This window comes from Polynucleobacter sp. 71A-WALBACH (assembly GCF_018882365.1).
Classification (GTDB): Bacteria; Pseudomonadota; Gammaproteobacteria; order Burkholderiales; family Burkholderiaceae; genus Polynucleobacter.
Window position 1 is genome coordinate 1,265,328 of sequence record NZ_JACVOP010000001.1, and the last position, 21,094, is coordinate 1,286,421.

A 21,094-nucleotide genomic window follows, 5' to 3' on the forward strand; every position below is an offset into this window, starting at 1 on the left:
TTATCGATTAAACAGATGATAAATAACGGGAATGGCTACGGCGCTAATTACGCCGTTCATGCCCATAGCGAGACTGGCATAGGTGCCCGCCTCTGGGTGAATGCTAAATGCACGCGAGGTGCCGATACCATGGGCGCCAATACCAATGGCAAAGCCACGTTGCCACCATGCCTTCATACCTAGCGCATTAAGAATAAACGGCGCCAAAATAGCCCCCAGAATTCCGGTAGTGACGGCGAAGATTGCGGTTAAGGTTGGTGATACGCCAATGCGCTCAGCAATGCCCATAGCAATTGGGGCTGTAACTGATTTGGGATACATGGCGCCAGTGATGCTGGAGTCAGCCCCGAATAATTTAGCAATGTTGACTGCGCTAATGATGGAGACCAAGCCACCAGTAACTAAAGATGCAAGCAGGGGCAGGGATCTTCCTTTTAAGCTGCTTAATCCTCTGTAGATGGGTATGGCTAAAGAGACGGTTGCTGAACCCAATAAGAAATGAATAAATTGCGCACCTTCAAAGTAGGTGGAATAGGGCATCTCAATAAATTGAATGACGCTGGCTACTAGAATGATGGCAATGGCTACGGGGTTGGCCAAGGGATTCTGCTTGGTAGTCTTATAAATCCACAGGCCAATTTGATAAGCGGCCAAGGTAATAAAGAGGGCAAATAAAGGGCTGCCTGATAAGTAGACCCAAATCTCTACGATCGAGTGCTTTTCGCTCATTGATCCACCTCTTTTTGCTTTGCGCTCAAAAAGCGAGCCACTATAGCGCTGGTGGCAATCGTGAGAATGACGCTACCCACTAGGGCGGTCACAATGGCTAGGGCATTTGCTTTGAGTTGGGGAAGGAATAAAACTACCCCAACTGCTGCCGGTACAAATAAGAGCCCCAGGTATTGGCTAAAACCATCTGCCACCATGGCGAGGTCATGATTGATCCCCTTGCGCAGTACCAGCCAAATAATGAGTAGAACCAAGCCGATAACGGGCCCTGGCAGGGTAGGTAGGGCGAACTTGGAAATCAGCTCACCCAGGCTTTGAAATAGAAGAATTTGGACTAGGCCGGAGATCATCGTTCGATCTTACTGCTCCGCAATATATGTTGCAAAGCAATAAGTCATTTCTTGGTTAAGATAAACACAACATAAGCAGGGTCTCTATCTAATAGATAAGACTTCAATACAAAAAATACTTAGGAGAGCTCTCATGGCTGACTTGAACGTCAACGGTAAAAAGTACAAGGTGGATGTTGATCCAGAAACCCCTTTATTGTGGGTCATCCGTGATCATGTCGGCTTAACTGGCACTAAATATGGCTGTGGCGTGGGCCAATGCGGCGCATGTACAGTCCTCTTTGAAGGTCAGGCGATTCGTAGCTGCTCTATTCCAGTGAGTGCGGCTGAAGGTAAGAAGATTGAAACAATCGAAAGCCTAGAGAAGAATGGCCAGCTATCCAAAGTACAAAAAGCATGGGTTGACAATCAGGTTCCCCAATGCGGCTACTGCCAATCTGGCATGGTGATGGCAACTACTGCCTTATTGCGCAATACCCCAAAACCGACTGATGCCCAGATTGATGCTGCTGTAACCAACATCTGTCGTTGCGGAACATTCCAACAAGTGCGTGATGCGATTCATGCTGTGAGTAAGGCATAAGGGGCGATCATGAGCAAAACTATTAATACAGCAACTACTAATAATTCACGTCGCCACTTCATTGTTGGATCCAGCGCTATTGCAACTGGCTTGGCAATCGGCTTTGATTTATCTTTTATCTCCTCAGCCAATGCCGCAATGGGTACTGGCACTACCTCGATGGCGCCACTTGCGACCCCGGAGATTGGTGTTTGGGTCGTGGTCAAACCAAACGATGACATCGTGGTTCGTATCGTGCGCTCTGAAATGGGTCAGGGAACCATTACTGGCTTAGCGCAGATGGTTGCCGAAGAATTACAGTGCGACTGGAAAAAAGTCTCTTATGAGTATCCATCTCCAGCTGAGAGCCTTAAGCGTAAGCAAGCTTGGGGCAGTTATTCCACTGGGGGTAGCCGTGGTATTCGTACTTCTGAACAGTATGTTCGTAAAGGCGGCGCAGCGGCTCGCATCATGTTGGTTCAAGCCGCAGCAAATCAGTGGAGCGTTCCTGCCTCAGAGTGTGTTGCTAAAGATAGCGTGATTACTCATACTCCATCCGGACGTAAAACGACTTTTGGAAAAGTATCTATTGCCGCAGCTCAGCTAGCAGTACCAACAGAAATAACCCTCAAAGATCCTAAAGAATGGACCTTGATCGGTAAACCAGTTGATCGTATTGATGGTGTTGCTGATAAGGTGACTGGTAAGCAGATCTATGCAATTGATTTGAAGATGCCCGGCATGCTTGTGGCGACGATCAAAGAATCTCCAGTGTTTGGCGGCAAGGTAAAAAGCTATGACGCCACTAAAGCCTCCAGCATGAAAGGCGTCAAGAAAGTTGTTCAAGTAGGTGACTCTGCTATTGCAGTAGTGGCAGATACCTTCTGGCAAGCTAAAACAGGTTTAGATGCCGTCAACATTACTTGGGATAACGGCGCTAACGGCGATGTTTCTAGTGCTTCAATCAAGAAGATGCTGGAAGAGGGTCTCACAGCGAATGATGCATTTGTGGGTAACTCCAATGGCGATGCTAAAGAAGCGATTAGCAAAGCCTCCAAAACGATTGAGGCAACTTACTTCTATCCATTCTTAAACCATGCCACCCTCGAGCCGCAAACAGCTACTGCAAAGTGGACGCCAGACTCTTGTGAGGCTTGGGTGCCAACTCAAGATGGTGAAGCCTCTCTTGCGGCTGTGATTGCAGCATCTGGTTTGCCAGCAGAAAAGTGCAATGCCTACAAAGTAAACCTCGGTGGTGGATTTGGTCGCCGTGGCGCTTTTCAGGACTACACAACACAGGCTGTCAATATTGCCAAGCAAATGCCAGGTACGCCAATTAAATTGATTTGGACACGCGAAGAGGATATGACGCAAGGTCGCTATCACCCGGTCATGATGTGCAAGATGACTGCGGCATTAGATGACAAGAAAAATATCACCGGCCTCAATATGCGTTTGTCTGGCCAATCTATTTTGGCTGCAGTGCGTCCAGCAGTGGTTGCTGCTAACAAGGGTAAGGATCCTCTGGTATTTCAGGGCCTGGATCCAACGGGGGAGCATGGTATTACCTACAGCTTCCCTAATCTGATGATTGATAACGCCATGCGCAATACGCATGTGCCGCCAGGTTTCTGGCGCGGAGTCAACGTCAACCAAAATGCGGTCTTTTTAGAGACCTTCATGGATGAGATGGCTGAAGCCGCTGGGGTTGATGCGGTAGAGTTCCGTCGTCAGCATATGGGAAATTATCCTCGCGCGGTAGCTGTACTGAATGCGGTAGCCGATGGCATTGGCTGGACTAAACCCGCCAAACCAGGTGTTTTCCGTGGCCTTGCGCAGATGCGTTCATTCGGTAGTTATGTTGCTGCCGCTTGCGAGTTATCTGTGACCAATGGTAACGAGGTGAAAATTCATCGTATTGTGGCTGCCACTGATCCGGGTTATGTTGTCAATCCAGCTCAGGTTGCTCGTCAGGTTTCTGGTTCCTTTGTTTATGGCTTATCCGCTCTCTTCGAAGAAGAAATTACGCTTGAGAAGGGCGCAGTCGTTCAGAAGAACTTTGATACTTTCAACTCCATTCGTCTTTCACAGATGCCTAAGGTCGAAACTATCATCATCCAGGGCGGCGGTAAAGACTGGGGTGGTGTTGGTGAGCCAACGATCGCAGTTGCAGCACCGGCCGTTCTCAATGCGATCTACCGTGCAACAGGCAAGCGCTTACGCACTGTGCCATTGAAAAATAGTGGCATTAAGTTGGTTTAATCGCCGTAATGAATGGGATAGGGTAGTTAGTGATGGGTAAGCAGGAATGAGCAGAACGCTAGCAGCCTTATTGCTAGGGGTATCGACTCTTTTCCTGCCTTGCTTAGCGCAATCCCAAACCTGGGTAGGGGATTCGATTCTGAATCCCCTAACTTCTTCTCCTGGGGATGTAGCTAGAGGAAGGGCCATTGTGGGTAGTCGTCAAGTTGGCTTATGTTTGCTATGCCATAGCGGGCCGTTCCCAGAGGAGCGCTTTCAGGGCAATTTGGCGCCAGACTTGAGCGCCAGTGTAGGTCACTCCACCGCACCTCAATTGCGGGCGCGCTTGGTAGATCCAGGCCGCTTTAATCCAACGAGCATCATGCCAGCGTATTACCGCACCACCGGCTTAAATCGAGTAGCCCCTAAGTTTGTAGATCAAACTATTCTCAGTGGTCAAGAGATAGAAGATGTTGTCGCCTTTTTAGTAAGCCTTCAATGATAAATTTATTTACGAAATTACGAATCACTATGACTGATTTAAAGCTGAATTCAAACACTACAAAGCCAAGTCGGCGCAGGTATTTATCCGCGCTTGGTCTGTTCGGCTTATCAAGCTGGATGATACCGAGTTGGGTTATAGCTAAAAAGCCAGAGGCAATGGAAGTGATCGCAAAAATTGTGGGCTCAAATTCAATCCGGGACGGCCGGGTGAAGTTGATCATTCCGCCCTTGGTGGAGAGTGGCAACCTAGTGGTTCTAAAACTTTCAGTAGAAAGTCCAATGACGGCAAATGATTATGTGAAGGCTGTACATGTGATTGCAGAGGGCAATCCACTGCCTAATATTTTTACTGCCTATTTCACACCCCGCTCTGGCCGCGCTGATTTAACTACTCGCGTTAGATTGGCTGACTCACAAAGGGTATGGGCTATCGCGCAAATGAGTGACGGTAGTTTTTGGCAAGGCTATGCGGATACTTTGGTAACCCTCTCTGCATGTACGGAGTTGGTATGAGTAAGACTTCCCGCACAGGCATCACCATGCCGGCTCAGGCTCAAAAAGATTCCATTATTGAAATTCGGGCAATTGCCCAGCACGATATGGAGACAGGCTATCGGTATTCCGAAGATGGTAAGCGGATACCTCGCGACATCATTCGACTCTTTACCTGTCAATACAACGGTGAAGAAGTATTCAGGATGGATTTCTATCCGGGGATTGGCGCAAACCCCTTGATTGTTTTCACTACCGTGGCAGTGGCTTCTGGAACGCTAGAGTTCAAATGGGTGGGGGATGATGGTTATGAAGCAGTCAATCACGCGCAAATTATTGTCTCGTGAATCTCTCCGCTTTCTGCTTTCGTTTTCTATCAGTAATAGCAATTCTGCTTGGAGTTAATTCCAGCTTAGCGCTTGAGGCTCCAAAAGATTCTCGTCAATCAAGCTACCAGTTGATGAGCTCAGAGAATCAAGCTATGCAAGATGACCCTAATCTCAACCCCGCCCTATTTTGGGTAATGGATGGGCATAGCCTCTGGAAAGAAAAGACGGGAAAAAAGAATGTGTCTTGCGCATCCTGTCACGGCGATAGTGGGCAAAAGATGGCTGGCGTCGCTACGCAGTTTCCTAAAGTGCAAAAGGGAAAACTACAGACCTTAGAGGGGCAAATCAATCAATGTCGCACGTCAAATCAAGAGGCTGGGCCACTGGCTTATGAAAGCAAAGAGCTTTTAGCTTTAACGACCTTTGTAGCAATGCAATCCAGGGGCTTGCCAATTGCGATTCAAGAAACGCCGCAGAACAGGAAAGATCTTCAGCAAGGCCGCCAGTTCTTTAATGAAAGAATGGGTCAGCTCAATTTGTCTTGCGCACAGTGTCATCAGGATCGCGCTGGATTGAAGCTGGGGGGCAGTCTGATTCCTCAGGGGCACCCAACTGCCTACCCAATTTACCGAATTGAATGGCAGACCATGGGATCTTTACAAAGACGTCTACGTAACTGTATGAGTGGGGTACGCGCTAAACAGTTTGAGTATGGCTCGACTGAGATGGCTCAGTTAGAGCTATTTTTAATGTGGCGAGCAAGAGGAATGACTCTAGAAACTCCAGGGGTCCGACCTTAAATCACGGCTCAGTCTGAGAAGACTACTGAGGTTGTACCGTTAATCAAAACACGGTCATGCAGGTAGTAGCGTAGGGCGCGTGATAGCACGGTGCGCTCCAAATCTCGACCTTTGCGAACTAAGTCTTCGGGTGTATCACCATGGGTAACGCGGGTCACATCTTGCTCAATAATCGGGCCTTCATCTAAATCGCTGGTAACAAAGTGTGATGTTGCACCAATTAATTTAATGCCGCGAGCATGGGCTTGATGGTAAGGCTTGGCACCTTTAAAGCTTGGTAAGAACGAGTGGTGAACGTTGATGCAACGACCCGATAACTTAGTAGACAAATCATCCGACAAAATTTGCATATAGCGCGCCAAAATGACCATATCCACTTTTGAATCTGCAACGATTTCTAAAAGTTTGGCCTCTTGGGCTGGCTTAGTTTCTGGTGTGACTGGCAGGTGATAAAAAGGGATGTCGGCAAAATCAATGCTGGAGTAGACCTCACGCGGGTGATTGGAGACGATTCCGCAAATAATCATTGGCAACTCGCCAATACGCCAGCGATAGAGCAGATCGACTAAGCAATGATCTAACTTGGATGCCATGATGAGCACTCGCTTTAAATCTTTTACAGCACGCAGATCCCAAGTGAGATCAAAGCGTTTGGCAATTTCTACAAAACCCGCCTTGAGACTATTGCCATCGGCGCTGCAGCTAAAGCTCACACGCATAAAGAAGCGCTTAGAGGCTTTGTCATCGAATTGCTGGGCCTCTTCAATGTCGCCACCCAATTCAAAGATGTAAGTTGAAACAGCGGCAACAATGCCTGGTCTATTGGGGCAGGTGAGTGTGAGGTAGTAATTTTCTGTAGTCATGACTTAAATGGGGGTAAAGATTGCTGATAAGGGCTAATTTTAGACTGCTTACTTAGAAGCGGGCGGGCTATCTGCAGGGCCAAGATAGGGTTCGCTCATATCTTTGATTGCGGGAGTGGGAATATCGGTGCAAATAGGCTTGGGCCCTAAAGCATTCAGAAAGTTACAGTCCTGCTTAGTCGCGGCCGAGGCGGCATGCTCTAAGGGGGATTTTCCAGTTGTTGCGGTGGAGATGGCGCTAGCAGCAGTCGATGGATTGGCCACCGCTACAGATACGGCCGCAGTTCCCGCAGAGCTGGCCACGCCGGTAGCCGAACTCCCTAAGGCCATTAATGGCGCTGCGCACCCAGTTAAATTTAGGCAGAGAGTGATAACGCTAAAGGTAAGGCTGCAGTAAAAGAAAAAGGCAGGCCAAACTGTAAAAGTTGGTCTGCCCAGTTTGGCCATCAATAGCAATGATCTATTTACGTTTACAAGCAAGGTTGTAGACACCTGCTGCCCACGAGCCGTTGGCAATTTCTTCGAAAGGGCTGTCTGGCGTTTTGTTGTCTGAAACAACCTTACCAGATCCTTTATTGCCCGCAAATTCTTTAAATTCAATTGGGCGGTATGTTTCGTTGGCGCAATTATATTCATTCAGGCCAACAATCGAATTCACAGTAGCTTTAGTTTTTGGATTCACGCCTGGCTTTTTAAAATCGAGCATAGACATAATTTGAACTTTATCGCCATTGATACTCAGAGTATCTGGATCGGCATAGACTGTAAATAATTCAGGGCCACCCAAGTCCTGCCATGCGGCAACACTATTAGTTATGGGGAGAGTGCAGAGCGAGATAAAAAAGGCCAGTGCAGATATTTTTTTCATAATAGGTAGCGTTGTCATTAAATAGATTAAGCCCAGGCTGGGCCTACAGGGTTCATTCTAAACTCCCTGGCTTATTTTTCCTTAATATTCAGATCCAGTTGCCGAGTAATCTTTTGGGGCTTCATTTGGAGCGGAAGGTATTCATTGCTGGCCCAGAGTGCGCCCATATTTCGGTAAAACTTGTTTTGTACCCAGCCAGATTGCCCAGTTTGGTAAATGAAGAGGGATTGTTCTAAATCTGCGAGATCGTAGAGCGTTCGAAGACTAGGTGCCTGTTTGGTTTCAAAGGGGTTATCAGCTCTGCGTAGCTCTAGCCTGCCCACATTGATGCTAAAGCTATCCCCAGGAAAAGGCTGCGTCAAATTGAAGAGGCTGCCAAGGAGTGGAACCTTGCTTAAAGGGCGGTGTTCCGAGACGGCAATGTGCGCATTGCCCCAAGCCCATTTTTTAGGATTATTACCAAATTGCGCACTCAGTTGTTCTAGGGCTTGATCAAATGCTGCATTCGAAGCATCAGCACAACTCTCGGCTTGCGATGTTTGAGGATCATCGCACCATGGGCTATTCGGGTTCTGTAATTGCAATATCAGCGGATGTCTAAAGTTGCGGTCACCATAATTTTCTGTAAACAGATATCCCAAACGTAAGAAGAGTTTGTTTGTGAGTTGGTTGGCCCAGGCATTGAATAGAAGAGCGCTAGCACTGTCGATTTTCATATCGCCATCAAAGCTCTTGCTCAACTCAGATGCTTGTGGCGCTAGAGGATGTGTTGATTTAGCGGACTTAAATAAGTCTAGAAGTGGTGTAGCGCCCAAAGAGAGGGTATCTGCTTGCATGGATTTCATAGAGGCGAGATCATGAGCCGACTTGCCTTTAATCAATTCTACAATTCTGTCATAGCGTGTTGGTAGATCCCAGTCACCCGTAAGTGGGTTTGGATCATTGCTGGCCAATATTTTTTGGTTGGCTGTTGCAATCCAGTTTGAATCTGGATTATTACTACTAGGGAGTTGATCGAAGGGGACATATCCGGTCCAGTCGTATTGCTTCTCCCAACCCAGGGCAGGCGCTACTCCATATAGTCCTTGGTGTAAGGTACGCTTGGGAGCGACACCAGCCGCCTGATAAGAGATGTTTCCTTCGACATCCGCCATCACCACGTTTTGCATTGGCGCATAGTTTTTGCGAAGTGCCTGCTTAAACGTATCTAAATCTTTGGCGTGATTCATATCAAGCAAACCAGCAACAGATTGATTCTCAATATCCAGAGCAGTCCAGCGCAATGCTAAGACAAAGCGATCAGTATCAATAGCGCGCTTGGCACGTGCATATGATTCTGAAATCACTGGACCATGCCGAGTCTCTTTCACCAAAAAGCGAAGGGGAGATTCACCCTTAATGTCGATGATTTCTTGGCGCACTTTAAAAGGAAGTGGCCCTTCTGGACCCCGATAGACTCCAGGATTTTTAGGATCTAGCTGTTCGATATATAAATCCTGCACATCGGGACCAGTGTTTGTAAAGCTCCAGGCGAACTTATCAGTTCTGCCCAAAACCACCGCCGGAATGCCGGGAAGGGTGGCGCCAATGACATTCATGCCTGGTGCCTCTAAGTGAGCCATGTACCAAATTGCTGGCGCTGATAAGCCTAGGTGTGGATCGTTGGCCAGCAGTGGCTTGCCAGAGGTTGTGAGTTTGCCGTTAAGCGCCCAATTATTGGAACCGATGCCATCTTTGCCGCCCGGCACCTCATTGATGGTTAATTCGGTTGCGGGAAGCTTCTTGGACTTTTGATCTCTTGTGAGTGAGTTTGGATTAAAGATCTTGATGTCGTGATACATCTTGGCAAAGTCAACATTGCTCACCGGTTCTCCCGGTGTATGTGCTGGCATTACTTCCCATACCTCTTTAGTTGTTAAAAATTGGGCTAGCTCAAGTCGTTGCAATTCTTTATGCCAGTTCCCGCCAAGATCAAGCGCCATCATCAGCATCCATGCCACGCTATCAGTAGGCGACCAATGTCCTGGTTTTGATCCAGTCAAAAAGTATTCAACCGGTAGCGCCCAGCCTAAGTGGGCATTACCAGCGTTGACCCCATCTGCGTAGGATTGAAGCAGTCGCTTGGTTTCAATAGGGTAGCGATCAAACTGTTTTTCAGCGGCATGTTTAATTCCTAGCGTACGAATAAAACGATCTATTGCTAGAGTTTCCTTTCCGAGGATTTCAGAAAGACGCCCACTGGACAGTCGGCGATTAATTTCCAATTGCCAGGAGCGCTCGCTAGCATGTAAATAGCCTAATGCAAAGAGCGCATCAGTAGAGCTCTTTGCCTGAATATGAGGGATATCGCTCTCATCAAAGGTGATGGCAACCGAATCCCCGAGAGTTTTAATGATCCGCTTGCCAGAGGGATTGGTTTGAGCGGAGATTAGATAGACAATTCCGGCAGTAATGCTCAAGACCAGAGCTACAGAACTAAGCCAAAAGACGGCTTTTAATAGGGTTTTCAGACCTGAGCTCGGCGTAGGTAATTTCATGGGAATAGTTTAGTGGGTTTGCCACAACTTCTGGCCAAGCTTGATGAAAACAGGCTTCCAGCCACAGAGAGGCCTCGCATGCTAAAATTTTGCTTGTCTTGGTTTATTTAGTACGGCTTTATTGCTCGTGCGAGCCCGAGTGGTGAAATCGGTAGACACAGCAGATTTAAAATCTGCCGACTCAAAAAAGTCGTGCCGGTTCGATTCCGGCCTCGGGCACCAATCGATTGATTTCAGGCATCCTTGAAATATCTCCCTATTCTGATCTTACTTTTGTACCTTGCTCCTAGTTTGGGCGCAGAACGATTGGTTTTTACTTGTGAGCGTTCAGAAAAGAACTACATCGAAGCCTACGAACTCAAGGTCATCCCAGCCTCAAAAAATCAGAAGGCAAAAGTTTTTGTCGATGATCGAGATTTAGATCAATCTAATGAGTTGGGGCGACAAATCATTAAAAATGTTTTGATTACCGAATCTACTGTCCTCATTTCGATGGAAGCATATTTTCTACCAGAGAGTTTTGACGGTGTTCAATATGGATCTGGCTCAGTACTAACGGCGATCACAATTAATCGCCTGAATGGTCAACTTAGAAAAGCGGAGACCATTAAAGGTGGAATTCTTTCGGCCACCCTCGGAGAGGGTACAAAGACCTATCAAGAGCAGTGCGGTAGAGCTAAAAGCCTTAATTAGGCTCCGTTACAAATCCTAACTTCGTTAAGCCAGCGCGACGTGATGCTGCGAGTACTTGGGCAACATATTCATATTTCACTGATTTATCGGCACGCAAGTTGATTTCTGGCTGCGGCTCTTTCTGGGCAGCTTTCTCAGCGTACCCATTGAACGTTTCTAAATCAATTGGGGTGCTGTTCCAGAAAATTTGACCTTTGGCATCAATGGAGAGTTGGATTGACTCTGGCTTGACTTCATTACGTACGCTATTCGCTTTTGGCAATTCAACCTTTACCGCCTGCTGAATCACAGGCAAGGTAATCATAAAAATGATTAAGAGTACCAACATGACATCCACCATGGGAGTCATGTTGATCTCGGCCATGATGCCGCTTTCTTCTTGGTCGTTCTGAAGATTAAAAGACATATTTATTCTCCGGACTTCACGCGGGCGCCAGTCACAAAGTAAGCAAGGAGATCATTGCCAAAGCGATTGAGATCAGCCAGCAATAGTTTGTTGGCGCGGTTAATTGCATTAAAGCCTAACACCGCAGGAATCGCTACCGCTAAACCCAGGGCAGTCATGATGAGTGCTTCGCCAATAGGACCTGCAACTTGATCAATCTGCGCGCTACCAGAGCTGCTGATTGCGATCAAAGCGTGATAGATGCCCCACACTGTTCCGAATAGACCAATAAACGGTGCTGTCGCGCCAGTGGAGCCAAGAAAGGTAAGGCCCTTTTGGAGTTGCGCACCAACACTATCAATACTGTTCTTTAAGCTTCTCGCCATCCACTCAGAGTAATTTAGTGTCTGTAAGAGCTCGCGATGATTGGTCGATTGGCTTTGATGGTGGGTAGAGGCGCCACTAGCTGCTTTGGCAATCTGATAATAAGGATTGCTTGCGTGGCTCGTGAATGCATTGAGGCCTTGGTCATAAGATGTAGCGCGCCAAAATTGATCAAGCTCAGGTTTGAGTTTACGTAGGTTGCGCAAATCCCAGAAGCGGGATAACAAAATTACCCAGGTCACAATTGAGCACGATAGCAGTGCGAGTGCCACAAAGCGCGTAATTGCATCGCCCTCGAGCCATAAATTTGCTAAGCCAAATGGTGTATTCATAATGTTTAATTCTTTAAATTAAATTTAATTAAAAGGTTGGTAGAAATTCTTTGGGGCGAACCATTCACTAAAAATGGTTTAAAGCGATAACGACGACCAATCTCAGTTGCCGCTCGATCTAGTCGTGGAAACGAGCTAGAGCGCAATAAGGCGACATCCTCAACACTGCCAGTCTCATCAATGATGAGACGAACTACTACTTCACCTTGCTCCCCCGATCTCTTAGAGAAGGAGGGGTAGTACGCATCCGCATCGGGTTGATAGACGACGACCAGTTTACCAATGTCAGTCTGGATCGGCGTACCGCTGGATCCAGAGGTAGTTGCGGGTGCAACTGTGGCATTGGGGGTCTGTGATTCGCTTTTAGATTGCTGGGGTGTTGGGGGGGTAGGGGCTTGTTGTTGAGTCTGCGGCGGTGTTGGCGCCTGCGTGGATTTCGCATCCACGGTTTTCTTCTTTTGCTCCTGCTTTGGTTTTGGCGGAGGCGCAGCTGGAGCAGCTTGGGGCTGCTTAGCGGCCTCAGGACTCACGAGGTTGGCCATCACTCGCGCATCATCTAAGTTGTTCTCGTTGTCAGGCTTCATGCCACTCTGAAAGCCAATTAAAAATAGTAGATGTAAGGCAAGGACGATGCCAATAATGATGCGTTCGGTTTTATCGAATGGCAGACGTGCGTTCAATTGGCTGAAGAAAGCACTCATCTGAAAGAGCTCACAAGTTGTGACTCAATGCGGTGCTGATTGAGATCTGACTGCATGAGCTCTTGCGCCATTTGATGTAATAACTCCGCATCTTTGCTACTGATCAATTTAATAGAGCCATATTGACCGTGATCTAAATGCTTACCTTGCGCCTCTAATTTTCTTTTAAGTTGCCGTACCACGGCCTCACTGGTATCAATGAGATTAATTGAATCTCCCAGCAATTTACGAATCGCTTTTCGTAAGAAAGGGTAGTGTGTACATCCTAAGACCAGAGTATCGGCTCCCGCATCTTGAATAGGCTCGAGATGCTCAGCTAAAAGCTCTAGAGCTTCTTCACCATTGGCCTGCCCTGACTCAATTAAAGGAACTAAGCCAGCGCCAGCTTGTTTAATAAACTGACAGTTGGGAAGGGTGGCTAGTAAAGCGCTAAATTTATCGCTCTTCAGTGTGGCTTCAGTTGCCAGAACGCCGACTATGCCATTGGCCGACTGCATTGCCGCAGGCTTGATGCCAGGCTCCACACCGATAATCGGAATGTGGTTCAGTTCATGGCGAATATGTGCGATCGCTTCAGCGGTAGCCGTATTACACGCAAGCAGAATGGCATCGCATCCTTGCGCTACTAAGTATTTGCACAGCTCCATACTGCGTGAAGCAATCCACTCGCTGGACTTTTCTCCATAAGGCGCATTGATAGAGTCAGCCAAGTAAATATAGTCATGCTCGGGAAGCTGGCGCAAAGCCTCATCCAAAATGGATAAGCCTCCAACGCCAGAATCAAATACCCCGATGAGTGCCAAGTAAACGGTCGCTTAACTATGTCTTGCTATTAATGCTTGACTTACGCAATCTTGACTGGAATGTTCCCAATCTTCGCTTGCCACTCTTTTGGACCAGTTTCATGCATCGAGATACCGGCTGAGCTCACAGCGACAGTGACTGGCATATCTTTGACATCGAATTCATAAATAGCTTCCATACCCAAGTCAGCAAAGCCAACCACTTTCGCAGTTTGAATCGCTTTCGATACTAAGTAAGCTGCACCACCAACGGCCATGAGGTAGGCAGACTTGTGTTTCTTGATTGCTTCAATTGCAGTTGGACCACGCTCTGCTTTACCAATCATGGAGATTAAGCCAGTCTTCGCGAGCATCATCTCTGTGAACTTATCCATACGGGTCGAGGTGGTTGGGCCAGCTGGACCGACCGCTTCATTACCAACGGGGTCGACTGGACCAACGTAATAGATCACGCGATTCTTAAAGCTCACTGGTAATTCTTCGCCCCTAGCAAGCATGTCCTGAATACGCTTGTGAGCAGCATCGCGACCAGTCAAAATTTTGCCGTTGAGAAGCAGTGTTTCGCCTTCCTTCCAGCCAGCAACTTCTTCCGCGGTTAAGGTATCCAAGTTCACACGCTTTGATTTTTTGGTATCTGGAGTCCAAGTGACATCTGGCCAATCGGCCAATGAAGGTATCTCTAATTTGGCAGGGCCATCACCATGTAAATGGAAGTGAACGTGACGTGTAGCGGCACAGTTCGGAATCATGGCAACGGGCAATGAGGCTGCATGGGTTGGATAGTCCATGATCTTGATATCAAGCACAGTAGTCAGACCGCCAAGGCCTTGCGCGCCAATGCCGAGTTTATTAACTTTGTCGAAAATTTCTAAACGGAGTTCTTCAATACGATTTTGTGGGCCACGAGCGATCAGCTCTTGAATATCTACTGGACCCATTAATGACTCTTTGGCCATCAACATGGCTTTTTCAGGGGTTCCGCCAATACCGATGCCCAGAATGCCAGGAGGGCACCAACCGGCACCCATCGTTGGGACAGTCTTGAGTACCCAGTCCACGATCGAGTCTGAAGGGTTCAGCATGACCATCTTGGCCTTGTTCTCAGAGCCGCCACCCTTGGCTGCACAAATCACTTCTACGTCATCTCCTGGGACGATTTCATAATGGATTACGGCAGGGGTGTTATCGCCCGTATTTTTGCGTTTACCCGCTGGATCAGTCAAAACGGAGGCGCGTAATGGGTTATCTGGGTTCATGTAAGCCCGACGAACACCTTCATTCACCATCTCGGTCACGCTCATAGTGGCGTCGCCCCACTGGACGTTCATACCAATTTTGAGGAAAACCACTGCAATGCCAGTGTCCTGGCAGAGAGGGCGATGGCCTTCTGCGCACATCCGGCTATTGGTCAGAATCTGAGCGATCGCATCCTTGGCTGCGGCGCCTTGTTCAAGCTCGTAAGCCTTGCCCATAGCGGAGATAAAGTCCTTTGGGTGGTAATAGGAGATGAACTGGAATGCGTCTGCAACGCTTTGAATGAGATCGTTTTGTTTGATATTTGTCATAGTTTTAGGCTTGATTGTGTAAGGTTTCTTCTATTTTAAGGGTTTGCCATAGAGCAAATCCAGCGTGTTTTCACTTATCTTATTAGCTCTTGGGGATGCGTTTCCCTAACTCTGCGCTGTTTTTGCGGAAAAAGACGACCGATTATTGAATAGAAGGGCTGTGAAGCATGGAACCATTAATGCAAGAAAACCGCGTATTTAACCCACCTGCAGACTTTGTTAAGGCTGCCGCCATTCCCGGAATGGAAGCTTACAACAAGCTTTGCGCTGAAGCCAATAAAGATTATGACGGTTTCTGGGGTCGTCTTGCAAAAGAAAATATTTTCTGGAAAAAGCCTTTTACTAAAGTTCTTGATGAATCTAAAGCGCCTTTCTACAAGTGGTTTGAAGATGGCACAACCAATGCTTCATACAACTGCTTAGATCGCCAAGTTGAGAATGGTCTGGGTGGTAAGACTGCCATCATTTTTGAAGCTGATGATGGTACCGTTACTAAAGTAAGTTACCAAGAGATGCTTGAGCGCGTTTGCAAAATGGCAAATGCACTCCGCAAGATGGGCATCAAATCTGGTGACCGCGTCATTATTTATATGGCGATGACAATCGAAGGTATTGTTGCTATGCAAGCCTGCGCCCGTATCGGCGCAATTCACTCTGTAGTGTTTGGCGGCTTTTCTGCGCAAGCCTTGCGTGATCGCATTATTGACGTCGGCGCAATTGCGGTGATTACAGCGGATGGACAGTTCCGTGGTGGCAAATCATTACCTTTAAAGGCGATTTGTGACGAGGCCCTTTCAACTGGTGAATGCGGCAATGTAAAGCATGTCATCGTGAGCAAGCGCACTGGCACTGATGTCACCATGACAGCGGGTCGCGATGTGTGGATGCAAGAAATTGTGGCGAATGAAGCTGCTACTTGCGAGCCAGAGTGGGTAAGCGCTGAGCACCCACTCTTTATTCTGTATACATCTGGCTCAACAGGTAAGCCTAAAGGCGTGCAGCACTCTACTGGCGGCTACCTCTTGTGGGCAATCCTCACAATGAAGTGGACTTTTGACATCAAGCCAAACGATGTGTTCTGGTGCACTGCGGATATCGGCTGGGTAACAGGTCACTCTTATATTACCTACGGCCCACTCGCAGTTGGCGCCACTGAGATCGTATTTGAAGGTGTTCCAACCTATCCAAATGCTGGCCGTTTCTGGGACATGATCCAAAAACACAAGGCAACAATTTTCTACACTGCACCAACAGCGATTCGTTCATTGATCAAAGCGTCTAGCAATGATCAAGCAGTTCATCCAAAGAGCTACGACTTATCCTCATTGCGTCTCTTGGGTTCAGTCGGCGAACCGATTAATCCAGAAGCGTGGATGTGGTACTACGAGAATGTAGGTGGCTCACGTTGCCCAATCGCGGATACGTTCTGGCAAACCGAAACTGGTGGCCATATGATTTCACCATTGCCAGGCGCAACACCAATGATTCCAGGATCATGCACATTGCCATTGCCAGGTATTCAGGCGGCGATTGTGGATGAAGCTGGTGTAGATGTTCCAAATGGTCAAGGCGGCATCTTGGTTGTAAAACGTCCATGGCCTTCCATGATTCGTACGATTTGGAATGATCCTGATCGCTTCGTGAAGTCGTATTTCCCAGAAGAGTTAGGCGGCACTTTGTATCTTGCAGGTGACGGCGCAATTCGCAATAAAGAGACTGGCTACTTCACCATTACGGGTCGTATCGATGACGTGTTGAACGTTTCTGGTCACCGTATGGGTACGATGGAAATCGAATCTTGCTTAGTTGCCAACCCTTTAGTTGCTGAAGCTGCAGTAGTGGGTCGTCCAGACGACATGACTGGTGAAGCTATTTGTGTATTCGTGGTTCTGAAGGGCGGTCGCCCAACAGGCGATGAAGCCAAGAAGATTGCGACTGAGTTGCGTAACTGGGTGGGTAAAGAGATTGGTCCGATCGCTAAACCTAAGGATGTCCGTTTTGGTGACAACTTGCCAAAAACTCGTTCTGGCAAGATCATGCGTCGCTTGCTTCGTGTGATTGCTAAAGGCGAAGAGGTCACTCAAGATACTTCAACCCTTGAAAATCCAGCAATTTTGGAACAACTGAAAGAGTCTGTCTAAGTAGCTAATTGCGCTTTTGGGGCAAACCCTTCCGGCAAACGTATAATCTTGGCAGTACGGAAGGGTGGATGAGCGGTTTAAGTCACACGCCTGGAAAGCGTGCGTAGGTTAATAGCCTACCGCGGGTTCGAATCCCGCCTCTTCCGCCAGTAGTTTGAAACCACCTTCGGGTGGTTTTTTCATTGTTTTTCACGGATTTGCACTCTAAATCGGCTAGTTGGCTAAATTATTTTCACTCTCAACCCCCTGTTTTTAATCAAAAAAAGGGGTTTTTGATCTTTTTGTTGCATTGCCGCAAATAAATCTTGCAGTGCAACAAAAAACTTTTTACAATGGTGCATCGCAATAAATTTTATCAATTTAAAAAAGTTAGGAAAACACCATGTTCCAGAATCAATTAAACGACCAACTCACACAAGCTCAAGCTAAAGCTGTTGAAAACGCTAAGTACTTGGCTCAAGTAGCTGTTGAAAGTGCAAAAGAATTAGCTGAAATCAACCAAGCTGCCGCTAAAGATGCTTTAGTTGTTGCTCAAGATGCTAGCGCGCAATTGTTAGCAATCAAGGACCCACAGCAATTGGCAAAATTGGCTCAGCCAGAAACTGCTCAAGAAGCTGCTAAGTACGCTGCTGCTTACCAAGCTAAAGTAAATAAAGTTGTACGTAACGGTAACAAAGAAGTTGCTCAAGTTGTTGACGCTTCTATTGATGACGCACGTGCTGATATCGTTAAGTTCGTTAAAGAAGCTACTAAGACAGCTCCTGCTGGTTCTGAGGCGTTTGTATCTGCATTCAAAACTGCATTCGAGACTTCACTCCAACAGTTTGACCAAGTTCGCGCTTCAGCAACTGATGCTTTCGCAAACTTTGAGAAAAGTGTTGACGCTGCATTGGCTAACATTCAAGGCCAATACGCTGTAGCTAAGCCAGCTGCAAAAAGCCGTAAAGCTGCTTAATTCGTTTTAAAAGCTTTACACGAGAAACCGCCTTCGGGCGGTTTTTCTTTTTCTACTTGCCGTAAGATCTAGGTTTTAGAGCTCAGTAGGAGACAACATGATTTTTGCAATCCTTTTAATGGATCGTCCCGGCACCGCTGAATTGCGCATTCAGGTACGACCAGAGCATCGCGCCTATTTAGGCCAGCTTGCCGATAAGATGGCGTTTGCTGGGCCACTGACATCAGAAGATGGCCAAACTACAGTGGGTAGCTTATTGGTCATGGACTTTCCAAGCAAAGCAGATGTTGAGGCTTGGTTAGCGGATGAGCCATTCACTAAAGCAGGCGTCTATGAAAAGCCAGTCATTCATGTATTTAATAATAGTTGGGCGCAAAAGGTCGGATTTCCGCCGGCGGCCTAAATTGAGTTTTATATTTCCATTCAAGATTTAAATGACTACATCAATGATTTCTTTCAAGCTCTTAACTGCAAGAGCCTGGTTGCTCCGAATTGCTGGAGGAATTCTTGTATTGGCTTTTTTATTCTGGGGCGCCTGTCATCTTTGGGTCCCAGGCGCCATCAAGAATGCAGCGGAGTCTTACGGTAAAAAAATTGGTTACGAAATCACCTATCAAGATCTCAGCATTTCTCCTTTGCGATTACGTATCGAGATTACTGGCCTTCATATAGCTGATGCTCATCAGGCGAAATTACTTGAGTTAAAGAAATCAACTGTGATGTTGAAGTGGTCTCGTCTCATGCTTGGGGAGGTAGGGTTTGATGAAATTCTTTTTGATGAGCCCAGCGTGTTGCTTGAGAAGCGTGGCGGTAAAGGCAAAGCGGCAGAGTGGAATTGGCAAGAATTGATTTCTGCCGCTACGCGCGATTTACCTACAGCAGATCCTACTACACCGAAAAAGAATATCAAAATTTCAGTAGATGAATTTAAGATTTCGAATGCCGCTTTGGAGGTATCGGATCCCAGTAAAAAATTGCACGAACAACTGAAGCCGCTTTCTATCGAGCTATTTGATATTGCAAACTACGACAAGCAGGGTGATGTCAATGGTGTTCGCGGTCAATATGGCTTGAACCTTGGCGCACTTCACTTCACTTTGCCAGGTCTCAATAAAAAGATCTCTTTTAGACATATTGCTATTAAGGGTGCATTAGATAATCCTGCGCCAGATGTGGCAGGAGCTCAGGTTGATCTAGAAGTTGATGATGGGCGTATTAATTCGCATTGGGACTTGAGGTCTGATAAATCTATCGTCGGAAAGGTCCAAATAGAAAATCTGTCGATTTCACCTTTTATTGGATTACTTCCAGCCAATAAAGAGTTGCAAGCTAAAGGTGGAGTTATTCAATCTAGTTTGGATGTTGGCTTGAAGGGTGATGATCTTAAGGTAGCTGGGGATTTCCATTTACTGGATTTGGACTTGCTTGAGCAAGGGCAAAAGCAATCTCTCATGAGGTGGAAGTCGGGGGATATCAATCAATTTACTTACGAGAGCTCAAAGCGTGCTGGATCCAGTTTTATTGTTGAGGAATTATCTATTCATCAACCGGCACTGCAGTTCGAAATTGACGATAAAGGCTTTTCTAACTTCAGACGTTTATTTTCAAATTCGGGCGCTGAAGCGGTTGACGTTGAGAAGTTGCCTCCAGCAGCAAAAGAAAAATCATCCTTTGTTTTAGACATTAAGACCTTGAAATTACGTGAAGGTGAAGTGTATTTTGCTGACTTGGCTATGAAGCCGAACTTCAAAGTCAATTTGAGAAATTTCAATGCCAGTGTTACGAACATCAATAACCTTCCTGGTCATTTGGCTACGATAGCTTTAGATGGGGTCTTGGCTGGATCTGGATCAATGCGTGGTAACGGTCAGATTGGATTTGATGATCCACGTCGCAATCACGACATCACACTCAACTTTAAGAATGTTCCGCTCAATGCATTTAATCCTGCAGTGATGACGTTTGCTGGTTATCAAATCGCCAGTGGTCGAGTAAACCTCAATTTGCATTACAACTCAAAGGATGGCGAGCTGAAAGGGAGCAATCAAATTGTCATCAAGAAGATCGAGCTTGGTGAGGAGGTAGCTGATTTTCAGGGCAAGAAATTACCCCTGGGTTTAGCGATTGCCTTACTCGAGGATTCTGACGATACGATTGACGTCACCATCAATATTGCTGGTAATGTGGACTCACCAGAGTTCAGTGCAAGTGGCTTGGTATGGCAGGCGATTAGCAATGTACTTACCAATGTCGCAACTGCGCCATTCAGAGCTTTGGGCGCACTCTTGGGTATGGGGGCTAATGATGGGGTCAATGCCGTGTTGGGCGAGGCGGTTTACTTACCCCCAGACCAGGATCGCCTGGAAAAGTTTGGTGACTTCTTGGCCAAGAAACCGAATGCCACTTTAGAGCTGGTGGGAACTTATGATCCTGAGGCAGATAAAGCTGCTTTAGCACGGGCAACTGCCGATCTTGCAATTCGTAAAGCAGCTGGAATGACTGTCGCTCCCAATGATCCTGTTCCTGTACCAGATTTTTCTGATGCGAAGATCCAGTCTGGCCTCCGGTCGGCTTACGCTCAGTACGTCGGCAGAATTAAATTGGGCCAGCGTTTAATTACTCTGCCAGAGGGCGCGGCACGCAATGAACAGTTGCATACAGAGCTCATAGCAAGCATTCCGGTGACGGACGAAGATTTAAAGAACTTGGCTAAAAATCGAGCAAAACTGGCGCTGTCCTTCATGGTGAAGGCTAACCCAGAGCTAAAAGATCGAATTAGCTTGGGTGAGGTGAAAACTGTTAGCTCTGGCAAAGAGGGTGTTCCCCTCGAAGTTGAAGTCAGAATCAAGTAGACTTGCGG

Annotated in this window: 22 protein-coding genes and 2 tRNA genes; 13 read left to right on the forward strand and 11 right to left on the reverse strand. The window is 47.1% G+C overall.

Annotation, left to right across the window (positions count from 1 at the left end):
* Positions 1–729 carry an LrgB family protein gene (locus ICN42_RS06385; protein ID WP_216252336.1) on the reverse strand — a complete coding sequence of 243 codons (729 nt, stop codon included), beginning with the start codon at positions 727–729 and terminating at the stop codon, positions 1–3.
* Complete coding sequence (locus tag ICN42_RS06390) at positions 726–1,079, reverse strand: CidA/LrgA family protein (RefSeq protein ID WP_216252338.1); 354 nt, start codon at positions 1,077–1,079, stop codon at positions 726–728. The genes ICN42_RS06385 and ICN42_RS06390 overlap by 4 nt, the downstream gene beginning before the upstream one ends.
* Positions 1,080–1,212: 133 nt before the next feature.
* Here ICN42_RS06390 and ICN42_RS06395 point away from each other — a divergent pair, with 133 nt between their 5' ends.
* From ICN42_RS06395 to soxA, 6 genes are read left to right on the forward strand one after another with little or no spacing between them, the layout of a single operon-like run.
* Positions 1,213–1,662: a (2Fe-2S)-binding protein gene (locus tag ICN42_RS06395; protein ID WP_216252340.1), complete on the forward strand. Its 450-nt coding sequence runs from the start codon at positions 1,213–1,215 to the stop codon at positions 1,660–1,662.
* A 9-nt stretch (positions 1,663–1,671) separates the two neighbouring features.
* Complete coding sequence (locus ICN42_RS06400; RefSeq protein ID WP_216252342.1) at positions 1,672–3,903, forward strand: xanthine dehydrogenase family protein molybdopterin-binding subunit; 2,232 nt, start codon at positions 1,672–1,674, stop codon at positions 3,901–3,903.
* 46 nt (positions 3,904–3,949) lie between these two features.
* On the forward strand, positions 3,950–4,384 hold the full coding sequence (gene soxX, locus ICN42_RS06405; protein WP_216252345.1) for a sulfur oxidation c-type cytochrome SoxX: 435 nt from the start codon (positions 3,950–3,952) through the stop codon (positions 4,382–4,384).
* Positions 4,385–4,413: 29 nt separating this feature from the next.
* Positions 4,414–4,899 (forward strand): SoxY-related AACIE arm protein, encoded by a 486-nt coding sequence (locus ICN42_RS06410; RefSeq protein ID WP_216252347.1) that lies wholly within the window; start codon positions 4,414–4,416, stop codon positions 4,897–4,899.
* Complete coding sequence (locus tag ICN42_RS06415; RefSeq protein ID WP_216252349.1) at positions 4,896–5,225, forward strand: thiosulfate oxidation carrier complex protein SoxZ; 330 nt, start codon at positions 4,896–4,898, stop codon at positions 5,223–5,225. The genes ICN42_RS06410 and ICN42_RS06415 overlap by 4 nt, the downstream gene beginning before the upstream one ends.
* Complete coding sequence (soxA, locus tag ICN42_RS06420; RefSeq protein WP_370626004.1) at positions 5,222–6,007, forward strand: sulfur oxidation c-type cytochrome SoxA; 786 nt, start codon at positions 5,222–5,224, stop codon at positions 6,005–6,007. The genes ICN42_RS06415 and soxA overlap by 4 nt, the downstream gene beginning before the upstream one ends.
* A gap of 8 nt (positions 6,008–6,015) precedes the next feature.
* On the opposite strand, the gene purU is transcribed toward soxA, so the two are convergent.
* The 4 genes from purU to ICN42_RS06440 all read right to left on the reverse strand — a co-directional run bounded on the left by purU (position 6,016) and on the right by ICN42_RS06440 (position 10,275).
* Positions 6,016–6,870 carry a formyltetrahydrofolate deformylase gene (purU, locus tag ICN42_RS06425; RefSeq protein ID WP_216252352.1) on the reverse strand — a complete coding sequence of 285 codons (855 nt, stop codon included), beginning with the start codon at positions 6,868–6,870 and terminating at the stop codon, positions 6,016–6,018.
* A gap of 48 nt (positions 6,871–6,918) precedes the next feature.
* The gene (locus ICN42_RS06430) at positions 6,919–7,320 is read right to left on the reverse strand and encodes a hypothetical protein (protein WP_216252354.1); all 402 of its coding nucleotides are present in this window, start codon (positions 7,318–7,320) and stop codon (positions 6,919–6,921) included.
* Between the two features lie 10 nt (positions 7,321–7,330).
* Complete coding sequence (locus tag ICN42_RS06435; RefSeq protein ID WP_216252356.1) at positions 7,331–7,738, reverse strand: surface-adhesin E family protein; 408 nt, start codon at positions 7,736–7,738, stop codon at positions 7,331–7,333.
* 71 nt (positions 7,739–7,809) lie between these two features.
* Positions 7,810–10,275 carry a penicillin acylase family protein gene (locus ICN42_RS06440; RefSeq protein WP_216252358.1) on the reverse strand — a complete coding sequence of 822 codons (2,466 nt, stop codon included), beginning with the start codon at positions 10,273–10,275 and terminating at the stop codon, positions 7,810–7,812.
* A gap of 133 nt (positions 10,276–10,408) precedes the next feature.
* Here ICN42_RS06440 and ICN42_RS06445 point away from each other — a divergent pair.
* Positions 10,409–10,497 (forward strand) — tRNA-Leu (locus tag ICN42_RS06445).
* Between the two features lie 21 nt (positions 10,498–10,518).
* Entirely contained in the window at positions 10,519–10,968 is a 450-nt protein-coding gene (locus ICN42_RS06450) for a hypothetical protein (RefSeq protein ID WP_255539266.1), read from the forward strand.
* Here ICN42_RS06450 and ICN42_RS06455 read toward each other — a convergent pair.
* Genes ICN42_RS06455 through ICN42_RS06475 form a run of 5 tightly spaced genes read right to left on the reverse strand, consistent with a single transcriptional unit; the run spans position 10,961 to position 15,138 of the window.
* A complete protein-coding gene (locus tag ICN42_RS06455) occupies positions 10,961–11,374 on the reverse strand; it encodes a biopolymer transporter ExbD (protein WP_216252360.1) in 414 nt (137 codons plus the stop codon). The two genes, ICN42_RS06450 and ICN42_RS06455, sit on opposite strands and share 8 nt — an antisense overlap.
* A gap of 2 nt (positions 11,375–11,376) precedes the next feature.
* On the reverse strand, positions 11,377–12,069 hold the full coding sequence (locus ICN42_RS06460) for a MotA/TolQ/ExbB proton channel family protein (RefSeq protein ID WP_216252362.1): 693 nt from the start codon (positions 12,067–12,069) through the stop codon (positions 11,377–11,379).
* 5 nt (positions 12,070–12,074) lie between these two features.
* A complete protein-coding gene (locus ICN42_RS06465) occupies positions 12,075–12,770 on the reverse strand; it encodes an energy transducer TonB (RefSeq protein WP_216252364.1) in 696 nt (231 codons plus the stop codon).
* Positions 12,767–13,573: a glutamate racemase gene (gene murI / locus ICN42_RS06470; protein WP_216252366.1), complete on the reverse strand. Its 807-nt coding sequence runs from the start codon at positions 13,571–13,573 to the stop codon at positions 12,767–12,769. The genes ICN42_RS06465 and murI overlap by 4 nt, the downstream gene beginning before the upstream one ends.
* 41 nt (positions 13,574–13,614) lie before the next feature.
* A complete protein-coding gene (locus tag ICN42_RS06475) occupies positions 13,615–15,138 on the reverse strand; it encodes a fumarate hydratase (protein WP_216252368.1) in 1,524 nt (507 codons plus the stop codon).
* A 167-nt stretch (positions 15,139–15,305) separates the two neighbouring features.
* Here ICN42_RS06475 and acs point away from each other — a divergent pair, with 167 nt between their 5' ends.
* From acs to ICN42_RS06500, 5 genes are all read left to right on the forward strand, one after another.
* On the forward strand, positions 15,306–17,279 hold the full coding sequence (gene acs / locus ICN42_RS06480) for an acetate--CoA ligase (RefSeq protein ID WP_216252370.1): 1,974 nt from the start codon (positions 15,306–15,308) through the stop codon (positions 17,277–17,279).
* Between the two features lie 58 nt (positions 17,280–17,337).
* Positions 17,338–17,428: transfer RNA gene (locus ICN42_RS06485), tRNA-Ser, on the forward strand.
* Between the two features lie 233 nt (positions 17,429–17,661).
* Positions 17,662–18,234 (forward strand): phasin family protein, encoded by a 573-nt coding sequence (locus ICN42_RS06490; protein ID WP_216252372.1) that lies wholly within the window; start codon positions 17,662–17,664, stop codon positions 18,232–18,234.
* Between the two features lie 97 nt (positions 18,235–18,331).
* Complete coding sequence (locus ICN42_RS06495) at positions 18,332–18,637, forward strand: YciI family protein (protein ID WP_216252374.1); 306 nt, start codon at positions 18,332–18,334, stop codon at positions 18,635–18,637.
* A 31-nt stretch (positions 18,638–18,668) separates the two neighbouring features.
* The gene (locus ICN42_RS06500) at positions 18,669–21,086 is read left to right on the forward strand and encodes a DUF748 domain-containing protein (protein ID WP_255539267.1); all 2,418 of its coding nucleotides are present in this window, start codon (positions 18,669–18,671) and stop codon (positions 21,084–21,086) included.
* The last annotated feature ends 8 nt before the right edge of the window (positions 21,087–21,094 follow it).